The following is a 16,493-nucleotide window of genomic DNA, read 5'->3' as shown; positions in this document are numbered from 1 at the left end:
TTCGCCAAGGAGCGTTCCAATCATGTCGATACCGTTCAAATCCCAGCCAAAGCCACTGGCATTGGCCATCGTCCTCGCCAGTGCCGGGGTATTCATGGCCACGGCTCAGGCGCAAACCACGCCGGCCAGTAGCCAGCCGACCGATGGCGTTACCGTCCAGCCTGCAGCCGCCCTGCCTGGAGCGGCCCTTCCCAAGGTGGTGGTCACCGCACAGCGCCGCCAGGAGGCTGCTCAGGATATCGGCGCGGCGATCTCGGTAATCGGCGGCGAGGCGCTCAAGGAAAAAGGTGTCAGCACGGTCAACGATCTGCAGCACGCCACACCCAGCCTTGAGATCGAGCCGGCATTCGGCAGTGGCCAACCGCAGTTCCGTCTGCGCGGTATTGGCTTTATCGATTACACCTCGAACAACTCGTCCAGCGTTGGCGTCAGCGTCGACGACGTCTCCTTCGCCCTGCCCATTCAAACCCAGGGCGTGTTGTTCGATGTCGACCGGGTGGAAGTGCTGCGCGGCCCGCAAGGTACCCTGTACGGGCGCAATACCACCGGTGGCACGGTGAACTTCATCACCAACCGGCCGACCCGCGAACTCGAGGCAGGCATCAGTTCCGAATACGGCTCCTACAACGCCTGGACCACCGAAGGCTTCGTTTCCGGTTCGCTGGCCGACAACCTGCGCGGGCGTCTGTCGTTCATCCGGGATGATGGCGGTGCCTGGCAGAAGAATCGTGAGACCGGGCAATCGCTGGGCGACAAGGACAAACTCGCCGTGCGTGGCCAGCTGGAATGGGACATCACCGATAACTTCGATGCCCACCTGACCCTGCAGCATGCCTACGACAAATCAGAGAGCCAGGGGCTGCGCCTGTTCGAAGACTACAACCAGCCCGGTCGTTCCATCGCTTCCGACAGCAACCGCCGCCACACTGGCTGGAGCCTGCGTCCCGAGTTCGCCGCCGCAGCAGGTGTATCCGGCGGCGCCAAACCTCACGTCGACAACACCAACGACACCGCCAGCCTGGCACTCAACTGGCACCTGGACGGCAATTTGGTGCTGACCAGCATCAGCGCCTACAACGAGCTGCGCCGCCGTGAACTGGGTGACTGGGATGCCACCAGCAATGCCGACTCTGACGAGTACTTCGATGACCGGGTCAGCAGCTTCACCCAGGAATTGCGCCTCGGCTCGGATGAAAGGCAGCGCCTGAACTGGGTGAGCGGCCTGTACTACTCGCAGGATCGCCTCAACGAGAAATTCAACTCCGACTTCACCGACCGCCTGAACTTCATGACCCGCACCAGCTACGTGCAGAAGGTCAAAACGATGGGTGCCTTCGGCCAGGTGGACTACGCCATCACCGATCGACTCAAGGGCATCGTCGGTCTGCGCCAGGAATACGAACAACGCAGCCTGGACAACTATTTCTCCGGTTTCATCGACGGCACCCAGTTCAATGGCAGCAACGTCAATCCTTTCCCGCAGCACACCTCGTTCTCCAATAACGGCACCTCGGGAAAAGTCGCTCTGGAGTACCAGCTGTCACCTGCCAGCCTGATTTACGCCAGTTTCAGCCGTGGCTACAAGTCCGGTGGTTACACCGCGCACAACAGCGGTAACGTGCTGGCACTGGAGGCCTTCAAACCTGAAGCGGTGAACGCCTTCGAAGTCGGTTTCAAGAGCGACCTGACGGACTCTCTGCGCCTCAACGGCGCGCTGTTCTACTACGGCTATCACGATCAGCAGGTGCTCTCGACCGTATGGAGCCAGCAATCCAGCTCGCTGGTCGGCAGCTTCGTCAACGCGCCGCGCTCGCGCATCGTCGGCGGCGAACTGGAACTCCTCTGGCAGCCGATCCATGGCCTGGAGATACAACAGTACCTTGGCTACAAGGAAGGCAAGTACACCGATGACTTCCTGGCGGTCAACGGCACTGCCACCGTGGCTGCCGGCGGTGAGGTCTACAACAATTACAAGGGCGAGCAGCTGAGTTTCCCGAAACTCAGCTACGGCGGTTCCATCGCCTACACCTGGCCGGTGGCGGAATTCGACGTGCGCGCCGAAACCAACTTCAGCTACCGCGACGAGTACAAGCAGTTGCTGCTGCTCGGCCCCAATTACACCCTCGATCCTTACTGGCTGGTCAACGCCAACCTCACGGTATCGCCGCGCAACGGCAACTGGAGCGCCGGGGTGTGGGCGCGCAACCTGCTCGACAAGGAGTACGACCTGACCCGCAACTTCTTCCTGCCCGGTACCAGCGTTGCTGCTGCTGGCGAGCCACGTAGCGTGGGTCTGCGCGTGTCCTACAACTACTGATGGGAGGTACCGGCATGTCAAAACGTACCGACCAGCTTCACCTCGGCGCCTTTCTCGCCAACGGCGGCCACCACGTCGCCTCATGGCGCCACCCGCAGGCCCAGGCGGACGCCAGTCAGGACTTCGAGCACTTCAAGCGCATCGCCCAACTGGCCGAGCGCGGCAAGTTCGATGCGCTGTTCATCGCCGATGTGGTCGCACTCTGGGGGCATCATCTCGATGCGCTCAGCCGTACCGCACGCGCCGAGCATTTCGAGCCGCTCACCCTGCTTTCGGCGCTGGCAGCGGTCACCGAGCGTATCGGCCTGATCGCCACGGCGACCACCACCTATAACGAGCCGTACCACATCGCCCGCAAATTCGCCTCGCTGGACCACATTTCCAAGGGCCGCGCCGGCTGGAACCTGGTCACCTCGGTGGTTTCCGACGAAGCCTGGAATTTCGGCCGGGAAAACCATGTCGAGCATGCCGATCGCTACGGGCGTGCCGAGGAATTCCACGACGTGGTCAAGGGCCTGTGGGACAGCTGGGATGACGACGCCTTCCTGCGCGACAAGGAAAGCGGCCGCTATTTCGACCCGGACAAACTCCACGTGCTCAATCACAAGGGCGAGCATTTCTCGGTACGTGGCCCACTCAACGTGGCACGCGCGCCCCAGGGCCATCCGGTGCTGGTACAGGCTGGCGCCTCGCAGGATGGCCGCAGGCTCGCGGCTCGCGTGGCGGAGGTGATCTTCGTCGCGCCCCACGATGTCGAGGCCGGCAAGACGTTCTACCGCGAGATAAAGGAACAGGCCGCCGAATTCGGCCGCGGACCGGACGAGATCAAGATCCTGCCCGGTATCACCCCCTTCGTCGGCCGCACCCGTGAAGAGGCGCAGGCACAGTTCGACGACTTGCAGGCGCTGGTCGATCCAGTGGTTGGCCTGCGTCTGCTGGCCGATACCCTGGGCGACGATATCGACCTGTCCGGCCATGACCTCGACGGCCCGCTGCCGGACACTCCAGCCGGGCAGCGTGGTAGCCGCAGAGACAATGTCATCGCCCTGGCGCGTCGGGAAAACCTGACCATTCGCCAGCTTTACCTGCGCCTGGCCGGAGCCAACCCGGCGATCGGCACTGCCGACGATATCGCCGACATATTCGAGCACTGGTTCCAGTCCCGTGCCTGCGATGGCTTCAACGTGTTCTTCCCCGTGTTCCCAGGCTCACTGGAAAGCTTCATCGAGCTGGTGATTCCCGAACTGCAACGTCGCGGCCTGTTCCGCAGCGAGTATGCCGGTACCACCCTGCGCGACCACCTGGAACTCAAGCGCCCCGTCAATCGCTTCAGCAAGCAGAAGGTCGGCGCATGAAGCTCACCACTTCCTGGCGCCTGGCGGGCGCCCTGACACTGGCCCTGGGGGCCACGCCAGCCAGCGCGCTGAACATCCTGCTCAGCAACGACGACGGCTATGATCACCCCAACCTGCGGGCGGTTTACGACACCCTCAAGGCCCGCGGCCATACGGTGAAAATCAGCGCGCCGTATCGGGAGCAAAGCGCCCGTGGCGGCGCCTTCTTCTATGGCCGCGAAGTCCGTATCGGTCGCGACCGGAATCCGGTCTATCCCGACAGCTACTACCTGACCACCTGGGAAGACGGTCGCTGCGAAAGCCCTGCGTGTGAGGGCAAAGACGTACGCATCGAAATCAGCGGTACGCCGGTGATGGCCGTTCTGCTTGGCCTGGAAAAGATCCTGCCGAATCCCGACCTGGTTATCGTCGGCCCCAATCCGGGCAATAACCTCGGCCCCCTGAACACCATCTCGGGCACCTTCAACGCAGCGGCCACCGCATTGCACAAGGGCGTGCCGAGCATTGCCGTGAGCGTCGACCTCAAGGAGAAGGACACCGCTCGCGTCGCGGAAATCGTCGCCCGCCTGGTCGATACCCTGGAACGCAATCGCGCCCCTGGCGCGGCACTGCTGCCGCCAGCCACCGGCCTGAACGTCAACCTGCCACCCGTGAACGCCATCGCCGGCATCCAGCTGACCCGCGTCGGCAGCAAGGTGCCCTTCGACATCGTTTATACCGATGACCTCGCTCCTCTGTTCAAGGCCCAGGCTGGCAAGCCCGGAATCAGTTTCGCGGCCGCAACGCCGCCTACAGAGGCTCAGCAAGAGGACGAAGCCGTGTGGTTGGCCAAGGGCTATATCACCATCAGCCCGTTTACCGGCTTGCCCGGCGAGACCGCACAACCAACTGTCTCGAAAGCGCTGCTCGGTCTACCTCTGCAAACTGCCAAGGAGACCCGGCAGCCATGAGCGAAACCTTCCGGCTGGGTTTCCTGAACCGTGTCTACAGCCCGTACTTCACACCGCAGGTGTACCAGGACGCCCTGGAGTTGTTCAGCGTGGCCGAGGCGCTCGGTTTCGACACCGGCTGGGTCGCCCAGCACCATCTCGGCTGCGAGAGCGGCCGCCTGCCCTCGCCCTTGCCACTGTTGGCCGCAGCAGCTCAGCGGACGCGACGCATCGGCCTGGCAACCGGCATCATCGTGCTGCCTCATGAACCCGCGCTGCGCCTGGCGGAAGACGCTGCCGTGCTCGATCTGCTCGCCGACGGCCGCTTGCAGCTGGGCCTTGGTGCCGGTTTCGATCCAGATAGTTTCAGCAGCTTTGGCCAGGACATCGGCCGCCGCCATGACGAATACGACACACGTATCGAGCAGTTGCAGTGCTTTATCAGCGGCGCGCAACTGAACGCCAACGGCCAGGCCCTGAACCCGCCGGCCCATGGCCTGGCGCAACGCACCTGGGAAGCCACTTCCCGTGTCGAGCAGGTAGCCCTGCGCGGCAACGGCTTGATCGTGGCACCCAATCCCAATCTGCCCGCAGCCGCCAATACGGCCCTGATCGAGCGTTATCGAAATGCATGGAGCCACGGAAACCAGCGCTCACGGGTCGCGCTCGTTCGTGCCGTGTTCCCCGGTGCCGATGCCAATGATCCGGCCTCCACCCTGAACCGGGACATTCATGCCTATATCCGCGGTAAGCAAAGTATCGGCTCCTACGACAGTGGCGGAGCCGACGGTTTCGCTGCCGTGCTGGAACGCCTGGATATCCTCCATGGCAGCAGCGCCGGCATCATCAGCCGCCTGTCACAGGGGCCACGACTGGGCGCGGGCGATCATCTGGTCGTACAGGTGCAAACCAGTTCGACACGCCTCGACGAAGCGATTCGCCACCTCGCATTGATCGCGCGCGAAATCGCCCCGGCGCTGGGCTGGAAACGCGCTGTTTCCACTCACTCCTTGCACAAGGCCGCTCTGTCATGACCTCGCCCGCTCGCCAGCAACGCCCTTTCAAACTCGGCTTTCTCACCCACGCCTTTGGCACCGATCCGCGTCAGGCCTATCGCGACCTGATCGAACAGTTCGAGGTGGCAGAAGCCCTTGGCTTCGATGGCGGCTGGATCGCTCAGCACCACCTGAGCGGCGGTTTCGGGCAATTGCCCTCGCCACTGGTGCTGCTATCGGCAATAGCGGCCCGCACTCGTCATATAGAGCTGGGCACCGGTGTCATCGTCCTGCCGCTGGAAGACACCCTGCGTCTGGCAGAAGATGCCGCGGTTCTCGACCAGTTGAGCGAAGGCCGCGTGCAGTTGGGCCTCGGCAGCGGCGGTGCAAATCTGGGCGTATTCGAGGCCTTTGGCCGTGATCCGGATCGTCGTCAGGACGATTTCCAGCAAGGCATACAGCAGTTGCAACAGGCCCTCGCGGGAACGCCGCTGGCAGGTAGCGCCAGCCTGCAGCCACCGGGCGAAGCGCTGAGTCAGCGTCTCTGGCACTCCCACGGCAGCCCGCAAGGTGCGGTGCATGCAGCGCAGCAAGGCAACGGCCTGCTGCTCGGCACCGCCACCCACGATCCACTGACCGTGCAGAAACCATTGGCCGATGCCTACCTGAACGCCTGGCAACACAACCATCGTGCGCCTCGCATCGGCGTGGTTCGCGCGGTATTTCCGGCAGCCGATCGCCAGAGTGCCCAGGCCGAGCTGGCAGCCGATATCGAGTTGCATGTGCCAAGGCTGATTCGTGAAGGGCTGATCGATGAAGCCGCGAACCTCGAGCAACACCTGCAACTGCTCAACGTCCACCATGGCCATCCCGAGGAGATCATCCGCAGCCTGCGTGGCGATCCCTCCTTGCTACCCTATGCCGACTATTTCATAGCAGTTGTACAATCGGAAAGTTCGACCCAGGCACAGGTTTTGCGCCGCCTGGAAAGTATCGCCCGGGACATCGCTCCTGCGCTCGGCTGGACGCCTGCCAATGCCGACAAGGCCGCCGTTCGGGCTCGCATCGCGCAGGAATGAACGCCCTTCGGAGCCCGCACCATGAGCCTTTCGATCAGCTGGAAACTCCCGGCTATACCCAACGCCTCCAGCGGCGTCGGTGCCTGGATTCAGGTCGCCCAGGCCGCCGAATACGCCGGGCTCGATGGCCTGTTCATCCCCAGCGGGCCCGGATACCCGGAGAGTTTCACCGTGGCGGCGGCACTCTGCGCGCATACCTCACGGCTGAAGCTGACCACCAGCCTGTCCACTGAAGTGATGTTGCCTGCCGCCCTCGCGGCAGCCGCCCAGAGCCTGCAGTCCATCAGCCATGGTCGCCTGCGCTTGCACCTGCCTGACAGTGAGCAGAACAGCGTGCGGCGCACCTTCGGTGAATTGCTCAACCGCGATCAGCGCAACGAACGCATCGGCGAGTACCTGCACATCCTCAGTCACCTGTTGAGGCCGAACAGCGAGCCACTGGATTTCTCCGGGCGCTACTTTCAGCTGGAAAATGCCGGCCTGGCCCGTCGTGACATAGCGCCTCCTCCACTGCTGCTGGATGACACCCTCAGCCCCCAGCTGATCGCCAGTCATGCCGGCCAATGCCTGCTGCAGGCCGACCATCCTCAGCGCCTGTCTGCCAACCTGCAGCGGCTGGGTGACGCCGCCGTCCAACAGTCGCGCTCACTCGGTTTCGCGACCCGACTGGGGTTGATCGTCCGTGACGATGCCGAGCAGGCCTGGCTGGAGGCATCGGCCTGGCTCGAGCGACAGTCGGGCTGCCCACTGGCTACCGCCGGCTACGGTGACGCCCGGGTGATCGGCCTGACTGCCAATGCAGTCAGGCGTTTCGAGCTTTACCCGAACATCTGGCAGCCGGTTGCGAGCCTGCCAGCGCTGCTGGTCGGCAGCATCGACCAGGTAGTCGCCAGGCTCGAAGAGCTGCATGCCCTGGGCATCGGTCACCTACTGCTCGAATCCTGGCCATCGGTGCACGAGATCTTGCGCCTGGGTGAACAAGTGCTGCCGCGCCTGCAGGCCAGGGGTATCGAAATGGGAGAATCCACTGCGTGCTGAACCCACCCTGCGCTGTCGAAGTGAACTGGTTTCTGCCCACCAATGGCGATGGCCACCACCTGACCAGTAGTGGTTTGCCGCGTGCCGCACTGTTCCAGCAGGGCGACCGGGCGCCAACCCTGGACTATTTGAGGCAGATCGTTCGCGCAGCACAACTGAGCGCCTTCGACGCGATCATGATCCCCACCGCCAGTGGCTTCGAGGATCCCTGGCTGATCGCGTCGGTACTCGCTCAGGAAGTCCAGACTCTGCGTTTCCTGCTGACCGTGCGGCCAGGTGCCGAGCTGCCCGCCTATACCCTGCACAAGGCCGCGACGCTGCAGCATATCTGCGGCGACCGTCTGGCCCTGCACATCGTCACCGGCTCCAGTCGTTTCGAGCAGCGTGCTCTGGGCGATTTTCTCGAGCATGACGAGCGCTATGCGCGTACCGAGGAATTTCTCCAGCTGTTTCAGGCTCTCTGGGCTGGTGAGGGACGTCACCATCAAGGCAGCCACTACCGTACCGGCCCCCTGGAACTGGAAACACCTGACGGCCCGCTGCCGGCACTCTACTTCGGTGGTGCCTCCGCCGCCGCGCAACGGGTGGCCGCCAGCCAGGCCCATGTCTACCTGATGTGGGGCGAACCGCCAGCCATGATTCAGGAACGCATCGGGCAGATGCGGGCGCAGGCAGGCAAGGTCGGGCGTGAGCTGCGCTTCGGCCTGCGCATGCACATATTCACTGCTCCCAGCAGCGAACAGGCCTGGGCGAAGGTCGAGGGGCTGCTCAAGGAAATCCCCCGAAACGCCATCGAGCAGGCGCAGCAGCAATTCGACACCTACGAATCGGTGGGCCAGTCACGGCAGAACGAGCTGCATAGAGGCCGCCAGCTCGGCGCTCGGGAACTGGAAGTCTCGCCCAATCTCTGGGCGGGCGTCGGTCTGGTCAGGGGCGGCGCAGGTACTGCACTGGTCGGCAGTTACGAGGAGGTGGTGGAGCGCCTCGACGAGTATCGCAAGCTGGGCGTCAGCAGCTTCACCCTCTCCGGCTACCCGCACCTGGAAGAAGCCCTGCACCTGGGCAGTGAACTGCTACCGCGCCTGAAGCGCCTGCCCGGCTGGCAGGGGGCACCTGTACAGCTCTGAAAGGGGCGCCGTTCAGCGCCCCTTGAGTAACCCATGGTTGACCAGCAGCGTGCGCATGGCGTTACGGGTAATGCCCAGCAATGCGGCGCTGCGCACCTGGTTGTAGCTGGACCAGGTGTAGGCTTCGCGCACCAGCAACTCTTCCAGATCCTTGAACAGCGACTCGCCCGGCACCTCGAACAGACGCTGCATCTGCTCGCGGATCACTTCCTGGGGCAAGCGCGGTACGCCGCTGCCGGCACTCGACTGGCGCGAAGCAGCCAACCCGCCACCGGAGAACTTGAGGTCTTCCGGGCGGATGACCTTACCCGTGGCCACCAGCAGTGCCAGGTGCACGATATTCTCCAGTTCGCGGATATTGCCGGGCCAGGCGTAGTCGAGCAGCGCAGTGACCGCTGCTTCTGAAAACATCGGCGGTGCGATCTTCATCCGCTGGCAGTAACGATCACGGAAATGCTCGGCCAGTGGCAACACATCGAGAGGACGGTCGCGCAACGGCAGGACATCCACCCGTGCCACGTTGATTCGGTAAAACAGGTCGAGCCGGAAGTTCTCGGCTTCGACAGCCTGCTCCAGGTTCACGTTGGTGGCGGTAACCAGGCGTATGTCCACCTTGATCGGCTTGCGTGAACCGACACGAACGATTTCCTGCTCCTGCAGCGCCCGCAGCAATTTCACCTGCAAAGGCAGCGGCAGATCACCGATTTCGTCGAGGAACAGCGTGCCGCCGTCCGCTTCTTCGAACCAGCCGATGCGCCGCCCGGTGGCCCCGGAAAAGGCTCCGGCCTCATGGCCGAACAGCTCGCTCTCGGCGAGGCTCTCGTTGATCGCCCCGCAGTTCACCGCAACGAAATGACCCTTTCGCCCGCTGGTGCGGTGCAGATGCCGAGCCACCAGTTCCTTGCCGGTGCCTGTCTCACCATGGATCAGCACAGGAACGTCGGCCGGGCCCAGGCGCTGCAGGTAGTCGAGCAGCTCCCGCGAGCGCGGGTCGTTGAACACCAGCGCCTTGGCGCGGATGGACAGAGGCTGATCATCCCCTCCCGGGAGCGTCAGTACGGCAGATTGATTCTCGGCAAGGCTTTTCATCCGCAGACTCTGGGCAGTTCGTTCTGGTTTAAAAGCACGATACCGATCGGCTGCTTATAACAATAAATAATATATTTTTATATCCTAATAACCCTGAAACAGCTCTGTTTTTATTCCAACAGGCTTCAGAACCGCGCTCCAGAGCATCCATCGACCCCTATCAGCCTGCATGGCTCCAGCGCCCATGCAACCAGCGCGCGGCGGCATCGAGCAGAAAGCCCAGCACGCCGATCAACAGCACCATGGCCATCAGTTCCGAGTAGGCCAGGCGGTCGCGGGTGTCGAGGATGTAATAGCCCAGCCCGGCACTGACGCCGAGCATCTCGCAGGGCACCAGCACGATCCAGAGAATGCCGATGGCCAGGCGCACGCCGGTCAGCACATGGCCGACGATGCCGGGCAGGATCACCCGCAGCAGGGTTTCCCGGCGCGTGGCGCTGAGGCTGCGTGCCAGCTGCAGCCAGCGGCTGTCGAGCTGTTTCACGCCGGCGGCGGTATTGAGCAGGATCGGCCAGACGGCAGCGAAGGCCAGCAGGAAGTAGATCGGCTGGTCGCCCACCCCCATCAGCATCACCGCGATGGGCATCCACGACAGTGGCGAGATCATGCGCAGGAACTGGAATGCCGGCGTGGTCGCCCATTCCAGATGGCGCAGGCTACCCACCAGCAAGCCCAGCGGAACGCCGATCAGCAAGGCAAGGCCGAGACCGATGACGATACGCTTGAGGCTCACCAGCACGTGCTCGACAAGCTCCGGCCGTTGCAACAAGTCGATCAGGCTGGCCAGGGTGGCCTGGGGCGTGAACAGTGCTGCCAGGCCCTCGCCACTGCTGAACAACGCCAGCGCCAGCCACCACAGACCGAACAGGCTCAGCAATCCAAGCACGCCAAGCCCCCAGGGCCCGGCGTGTATACGTAGCAGGTTGATCAAACGGTAATCTCCTCGACCCGCTCGAAGCTGTCCGGTGCGCCGAATGCCTTGAGGCCGCCAACCGCTTCGATGGCCGTGCGTACGAATCGATCATCGACCAGATCCCGGGCGGTGGCCGCCGGGTCGAGGTTGGCGAGAAAGCCATTATTGCCCTCGATCAGGGTGTCCTTCAGGCGACGAACCAGCTCCTCGGTGTAGCTGGGGAACGGATAGGGCTGGAAGTCGATACGCTTGTCAGCCCAGTCACCGTGCTGGATCGCGCCGCTGGCCAGGTAGGCTTCACGCTCGCTGGCCGCGGGGGCCAGGACCTGCTTGAGCACTTGCGGGGTGTGCGGCGTGTAGCGATTGCTGCCCTCCTTGGACAGCAACTGCGCGGCCTCTTCGCGGTGGTCACGGGTCCACAACTGCGCGTTGACGATGGCGTTCACGACCTTCTGCGACCACTCCGGCCGGTTGTTCAGGTCGTGTTCGTGCATGAACACCACGCAGCAAGCGTGGTTGCGCCATACGTCACCCGTGAAGCGCTGGATACGGCCAACCTTGAGGTTTTCCGCCAGGGCGTTGAACGGCTCGGCGACGATGTAGCCAGCGATGCGCTTGCTGGCCAGGGCCGGTGGCATGTCCGAAGGCGCCAGCACGATCAGGTTGACCTCATTGGCGGCAAGGCTGGCGGTGGTCGCCTTGCTCACCGCCGTCAGGCCGGCGTCCCGCAGCAGCTGTTGCACCACCACGTTATGGATCGAATACCAGAACGGGATGGCCACGGTCTTGCCGCCGAGCTGTTTGACATCGGTGATGTCCGGCGCCACGGTCAGGCCCGAGCCGCCGACATGGTTCCAGGCCACCACCTTGGCCGGCACCTTGCTGCCGTATCGCGCCCAGACGGTCATCGGCGACAACAGGTGAATGACGTTCACCTGGCCGGAGATGAACGCCTCGATCACCTGAGCCCAGCTACGCAGCAGCACCGGGCGCTCGGACTTTATGCCTTCGGCCTCGAACAGGCCATTGTTGTGCGCCACCAGCAGCGGCGTGGCGTCGGTGATCGGCAGGTAGCCGATGCGCACCGGCGCGTCGGGCTCGCTGGCTGCCCGCGCCTGCAAGCTGCTGAGCAAAGGCAATGCACCGGCTGCGGTCAGCAGCGTGGCGAGTTTGAGAATGTCACGTCGGGAATGGGTCGGATCGTCCAGGCACATGCTGTGGCTCCTGCAGGGGTGAGGGTGCGTGATCGCGGCTCGCCCGCCGTAGGGTTTTGAGGATGTCGACGCGTAGCGCGCCAAGCTCGTCGACCAGATCCGCACGGGGGTGCGGCAGGTCGATGTGCCACTCGCCCAACGTGCGCGCCGGGGTGTCGCCCAGTAGCAGAATACGTTCGGAGAGCAGCAGCGCTTCATCGATGTCATGGGTGATCAGCACGGCTGCGGTGCGCTGTTCACGGATGATCTGCAGCAGCAACTGCTGCATCTGCGCCCGGGTCACTTCGTCCAGGGCACCAAAGGGTTCGTCGAGCAGCAACACGTGCGGCTCGCGCGCCAGGCAGCGAGCCAGCGCGGTGCGCTGTGCCATACCACCGGACAGCTGCGCCGGATAGCGGCCGCGTGCCTCGCTCAGGCCCACCGCAGCGATGGCGCGTTCGATCAACGCCTCGCGCTGGGCTGCCTCACGGCGTGGCTGCCGAGCGAAATCCAGGCCGAAGGCGACGTTCCTTTCCAGCGTCAGCCAGGGCAGCAGCGACGGATCCTGAAAGGCCACTGCCACCCGCGGATGCGGGCCACGCAAGGCTTCGCCGAACAGCTCCACCCTGCCCTGGCTCGGCTGCTGCAGGCCGGCCAGCACCCGCAGCAGGCTGGACTTTCCCACCCCGCTGGGGCCAAGAATGCTCACCACCTCGCCAGCCTGCAGATCGAGCTGGAAACCTTCGAGCACCGGCTGCCAGCCCGTGCCCTGCGGGTAAGCCAGGCCGATGTCCCGGGCCTGCAGTACCGTGCTCACGCCGGCACCTGCGCCACGTTCTTTTGTAGCTCGGCACGCAGTTGCACCAGGCTGGGAGTAACCACCGGCACGAAGGCCGACTCCCGCCAGCGCCTGGCGAAACCGTCGCCGTGAGGCTGCAGATAGGCGCGCCCGCCGCTGGCCTGCAGTTCGAGTTGCAGGGCTTCGGCGACGCGCTCGGCCAGGCCGATACGCAGGGTGAACAACGCCGACGGCCGGGCCAGGAAGGTGCCGTCATGCAGCCCTTGCTCGAGGCGCAGGCGTTCGAGGCTCAGGGTGCTCGCCAGTTGGTCGTAGTCGTTGTGCAGTGTCGAGCGCTGTGCCAGCGTCCCACTTACCTCAGCCAGTGCGCGCTGTGCCAGCCCGATCGACAGCCCGCACTGCAGGCCCAGGAAGGCCGGACGAACCTGCGGCAGAAAGCGCCTGGCGTCGGCAGCGATCAGCCATTCGCGCTGCAGTTGCGCCTGGTGCAACTGCAGCGCAGCAGTGTTGCTGGATTGCAGACCGAGCAGTTGCAGGTCCTCGCTGCGCTCGACACCGTCCAGATCCCCCGGAAACGCCGCCACGAACGGCTGGGCACCCGGCAGATCGATCGCTGCCGCCACCACGAAGCCGCTCTTGCGCAGATTGGTGACCCAGGGCAGCCGTCCATTCAGGGTCCAGCCGTCATCGGCGGGCTCAGCATTGACGCCCAGCTCCTCGATACCCGACAGGTACTTCATGGCATTCGACAGCCCGGTGGCGCCGGCCTGTTCGCCACTGAGCAGCGCGGGCAGCAGGCGCTCGCTGAGCGCCGGATTGTCGCCCTGCAGCAGGTATTCGATGAACGCGCGCTGCCCCCAGAACACGAAAGCAGCCGTCAACGAATGGCTGGCCACATCGACCACCGCACGCAAGGCGTCGACCACATGGCCGCCCTCGCCGCCCAGCGCTTTCGGTACGCCGAGGCGCAGCACACCGGCAGCCGCCAGTTGCGGCAGCACGGCCTCGGCATCGCACTGGCCGCCGTCCAGCGCCCCGGCCTGTTCGTCGAGCCAGCGGCTCAGGTTGGCATCCAGCATGGCGAAATCTCCTCTGCGGCTCACGCGCCTGCCTGGTCCCAGCGATAACGCTCCAGTTCCGGGTTGAGCGGCGTGTGGGCGAAGCTGTTGGCGAAGTTGCACAAGGTGGCCAGGCTCACCCCGAGAATCACCTCCAGGGCCTGGCCCTCGGTGAAGCCTGCCTGGAGAAATGCCTGGTACGCCGTATCGCTGACATTGCCGCGGGTGGCGATGACCTCGCGAGTGAACTGAGCCAGGGTTTCGTAACGGGCGTCCGGCAGCTCACCGCGGGCACGCAGTGCTTCGACGACCTCGGCAGGCAGCTTGGCCTTGTTGCTGGCGACCGCCGTGTGGCCAGCCACGCAGAAGGCGCAGCCATGGGTGGTGGCGGCGATCAGCTGGATCACTTCGCGCTCGGCGAGGCCGAGGCTGGCCTTGCCGTTCAGGCCCGAGACGGTGACGTAGGTTTCCAGTGCGGCCGGTGCATTGGCGAGCACTGCCAGCAGGTTGGGAACGAACCCGGAAGCGGCCTGGGCGTTGCGCAGAAACGGCTGAGCCTCTATTGGAGCGGTTTCCACGGTATGCAAGGTCACGCGAGACATGGGATAACTCCTGGGTTGAACGAATTGCTCACCATTTTCTTGGTTATAAAAACGTCGAACAATATGAGAAAGTCGCTATTACTTGCTCTTGAGTCTTTTCATTAGATGAATTCGTCCCTGCCCCCTTTTGAATGGTTATTAGAGAGCCTGGAACTGGACACCCGCCTGTTCCATGTCGGCCGTTATTGCGGCACCTGGCAGGCCAGTACCCATGGCCTGGCCAGGGCCAGTTTCCACGTGCTGGTGCACGGTGACTGCTGGCTGCACCTGGACGATGGCAGCCTGCCTGTGGGGCTGCATGCAGGCGATGCGTTATTCCTGCTCCATGACATTCGCTATCGCCTGTCCAGCGCGGCGGATGCCGAGGCGGCGCGCTGCAGTCCCAAGGTCGCGATGCAGCCACTGCAACAACAGGCCCGTGAGGGCGTCGGCCTGGTCTGCGGGTTCTTCCATTTTCGCCCGGGCCTGAGCAGCCTGATCCTGCAGGCGTTGCCGGCCTTTCTGGTACTGCGTGCCGGTGACCCGTCGCTGAGTGCGGCGCGCAGGCTGTTCGAGCTGATCCTCGATGAGTGCGCCCGGGTCGATGGGCCTTCCGATACCTTCCTCGAACGGCTCAGCCATCTGCTGTTTCTCTACGTCCTGCGCGAACAGGGCCAGGCCGAGCGACTGGGCGGCCTGCTCGGCCTGGCGCGCCACCCCCAGTTCAGCCCGCTGATCGAACAACTCATCGCCCGCCCCGAGCACAGCTGGCCCCTGGAGGAAATGGCAGGCTACACCCGGTTGTCGCGCTCGGCGTTCTGCAAGCGCTTCCAGGAACTTTCGGGAACCTCGCCCGGGCAGATGCTGATCAGCCTGCGGGTTCGCCAGGCCTCACGCCTGCTCAAGCAAGGCGTGGCGGTTGCCGACGTGGCCGAAGCCGTGGGCTACCAGTCGGTGGCGGCCTTCACCCGCGCGTTCGCCAAGGTCACCGGCATATTGCCCGGGGCCTTGCGCAGGCAGTTCAACGGCGCGCCACCGTAGATGGCAGGAAACAAAAACGCCGACAGAAGCGAAGCCTCTGTCGGCGTGCTGGGTCTGTAGCGTCCTAGAACGCCGGGACTACAGCACCCGAATACTTCTTCTCGATGAAGGCTTTGACCTCCGGGCTGGTCAGTGCGTCAGCCAGTTTCTTGATGGTATCGCTGTTCTGGTTGTCCGGCCGCGCGACCAGGTAGTTCACGTACGGCGAATCCTTGCTTTCAAGCACCAGCGCATCCTTGGTTGGATTGAGCTTGGCTTCCAGCGCGTAGTTGGTGTTGATCAGTGCCAGGTCGACCTGATTCAGCACGCGCGGCAACATGGCCGCCTCCAGTTCCTTGAACTTGAAGTTGTGCGGGTTACTGGCCAGATCCTTCGGCGTGGCTTGCACGTTGCTCGGGTCCTTGAGGGTCAGCAGGCCGGCGTGCTGCAGCAGTTGCAGGGCGCGGCCGCTGTTGCTGGCCTCGTTGGGGATAGCGATGGTGGCGCCGTCCGGCAGCTCCTCAAGGCTCTTGTACTTGCTGGAGTAGCCGCCGAAGGGCTCGATATGCACGCCCTTGACGATCACCAGATGGGTGCCGCGGCTTTCGTTGAAGCCATCGAGGTACGGCTTGGTCTGGAAGTAGTTGGCATCCAGTTGCTTCTGTTCGACCTGCAGGTTGGGCTGCACGTAATCGGTGAACACCTTGATCTGCAGGTCGACGCCCTGCTCTGCCAGCTTCGGCTTGATCAGCTCGAGGATTTCGGCATGGGGCACCGGCGTTGCCGCTACGGTGAGTTTTTCAGCGGCGAACGCCTGGGTAGCCAGGACGGAGGCCAATGCAGCCAGCAGGAAGGTTTTTTCATGATTGTTCTCGGTAGGTGCCGATGGATCGACAGCGGCAGGGGGTGGTCAGCCGTACCGGGTAGGACGGCGCGCTGAAGATACGGCGCACAGATATACGATGAAAATACTTTTAGTTCATTCCTATATTTCTTTTGA

15 protein-coding genes are annotated in these 16,493 nt (G+C 63.7%); 8 read left to right on the top strand and 7 right to left on the bottom strand.

Annotated elements, in window-relative coordinates; all coding sequences use genetic code 11:
* The first annotated feature begins 22 nt into the window (after nt 1-22).
* Genes BLR94_RS03200 through BLR94_RS03170 form a run of 7 tightly spaced genes read left to right on the top strand, consistent with a single transcriptional unit; the run spans nt 23 to nt 8,840 of the window.
* Nucleotides 23-2,317: a TonB-dependent receptor gene (locus tag BLR94_RS03200; RefSeq protein WP_084303292.1), complete on the top strand. Its 2,295-nt coding sequence runs from the start codon at nt 23-25 to the stop codon at nt 2,315-2,317.
* A gap of 14 nt (nt 2,318-2,331) precedes the next feature.
* Nucleotides 2,332-3,672 (top strand): LLM class flavin-dependent oxidoreductase, encoded by a 1,341-nt coding sequence (locus tag BLR94_RS03195; RefSeq protein ID WP_084303293.1) that lies wholly within the window; start codon nt 2,332-2,334, stop codon nt 3,670-3,672.
* Nucleotides 3,669-4,622 carry a 5'/3'-nucleotidase SurE gene (gene surE / locus BLR94_RS03190; RefSeq protein ID WP_084303294.1) on the top strand — a complete coding sequence of 318 codons (954 nt, stop codon included), beginning with the start codon at nt 3,669-3,671 and terminating at the stop codon, nt 4,620-4,622. The genes BLR94_RS03195 and surE overlap by 4 nt, the downstream gene beginning before the upstream one ends.
* Nucleotides 4,619-5,635: an LLM class flavin-dependent oxidoreductase gene (locus BLR94_RS03185; protein WP_084303295.1), complete on the top strand. Its 1,017-nt coding sequence runs from the start codon at nt 4,619-4,621 to the stop codon at nt 5,633-5,635. The genes surE and BLR94_RS03185 overlap by 4 nt, the downstream gene beginning before the upstream one ends.
* Complete coding sequence (locus BLR94_RS03180; RefSeq protein WP_084303296.1) at nt 5,632-6,675, top strand: LLM class flavin-dependent oxidoreductase; 1,044 nt, start codon at nt 5,632-5,634, stop codon at nt 6,673-6,675. Before BLR94_RS03185 ends, BLR94_RS03180 begins: the two co-directional genes overlap by 4 nt.
* A 21-nt stretch (nt 6,676-6,696) precedes the next feature.
* Nucleotides 6,697-7,713 carry an LLM class flavin-dependent oxidoreductase gene (locus BLR94_RS03175; RefSeq protein ID WP_084303297.1) on the top strand — a complete coding sequence of 339 codons (1,017 nt, stop codon included), beginning with the start codon at nt 6,697-6,699 and terminating at the stop codon, nt 7,711-7,713.
* Nucleotides 7,707-8,840, top strand: a complete 1,134-nt coding sequence (locus BLR94_RS03170) for an LLM class flavin-dependent oxidoreductase (protein WP_244158060.1) — start codon at nt 7,707-7,709, stop codon at nt 8,838-8,840. The genes BLR94_RS03175 and BLR94_RS03170 overlap by 7 nt, the downstream gene beginning before the upstream one ends.
* Nucleotides 8,841-8,852: 12 nt before the next feature.
* Here the strand turns inward: BLR94_RS03170 and BLR94_RS03165 are convergent, their stop codons facing one another.
* The 6 genes from BLR94_RS03165 to BLR94_RS03140 form a co-directional block, all read right to left on the bottom strand.
* Nucleotides 8,853-9,929 carry a sigma-54 interaction domain-containing protein gene (locus tag BLR94_RS03165; RefSeq protein WP_084303299.1) on the bottom strand — a complete coding sequence of 359 codons (1,077 nt, stop codon included), beginning with the start codon at nt 9,927-9,929 and terminating at the stop codon, nt 8,853-8,855.
* 160 nt (nt 9,930-10,089) lie between these two features.
* Complete coding sequence (locus BLR94_RS03160; protein ID WP_084303502.1) at nt 10,090-10,842, bottom strand: ABC transporter permease; 753 nt, start codon at nt 10,840-10,842, stop codon at nt 10,090-10,092.
* Between the two features lie 14 nt (nt 10,843-10,856).
* On the bottom strand, nt 10,857-12,056 hold the full coding sequence (locus BLR94_RS03155; RefSeq protein ID WP_084303300.1) for an ABC transporter substrate-binding protein: 1,200 nt from the start codon (nt 12,054-12,056) through the stop codon (nt 10,857-10,859).
* Nucleotides 12,022-12,852 (bottom strand): ABC transporter ATP-binding protein, encoded by an 831-nt coding sequence (locus BLR94_RS03150; protein WP_084303301.1) that lies wholly within the window; start codon nt 12,850-12,852, stop codon nt 12,022-12,024. Before BLR94_RS03150 ends, BLR94_RS03155 begins: the two co-directional genes overlap by 35 nt.
* Nucleotides 12,849-13,913, bottom strand: coding sequence for an acyl-CoA dehydrogenase family protein (locus tag BLR94_RS03145; RefSeq protein WP_084303302.1), 1,065 nt, complete (start codon nt 13,911-13,913; stop codon nt 12,849-12,851). Before BLR94_RS03145 ends, BLR94_RS03150 begins: the two co-directional genes overlap by 4 nt.
* A 20-nt stretch (nt 13,914-13,933) precedes the next feature.
* On the bottom strand, nt 13,934-14,494 hold the full coding sequence (locus tag BLR94_RS03140; protein ID WP_084303303.1) for a carboxymuconolactone decarboxylase family protein: 561 nt from the start codon (nt 14,492-14,494) through the stop codon (nt 13,934-13,936).
* A 105-nt stretch (nt 14,495-14,599) separates the two neighbouring features.
* Here BLR94_RS03140 and BLR94_RS03135 point away from each other — a divergent pair, with 105 nt between their 5' ends.
* A complete protein-coding gene (locus tag BLR94_RS03135) occupies nt 14,600-15,514 on the top strand; it encodes an AraC family transcriptional regulator (protein WP_084303304.1) in 915 nt (304 codons plus the stop codon).
* A gap of 64 nt (nt 15,515-15,578) precedes the next feature.
* Here BLR94_RS03135 and BLR94_RS03130 read toward each other — a convergent pair whose 3' ends face one another.
* A complete protein-coding gene (locus BLR94_RS03130) occupies nt 15,579-16,343 on the bottom strand; it encodes a MetQ/NlpA family ABC transporter substrate-binding protein (RefSeq protein WP_084303305.1) in 765 nt (254 codons plus the stop codon).
* Between the last annotated feature and the right edge of the window lie 150 nt (nt 16,344-16,493).

The sequence above is a fragment of the Phytopseudomonas flavescens genome, assembly GCF_900100535.1.
Taxonomy (GTDB): Bacteria; Pseudomonadota; Gammaproteobacteria; order Pseudomonadales; family Pseudomonadaceae; genus Aquipseudomonas; species Aquipseudomonas flavescens.
Note: the sequence above shows the minus strand (reverse complement) of the source record. Positions and strands in the feature narration are given on the sequence as shown.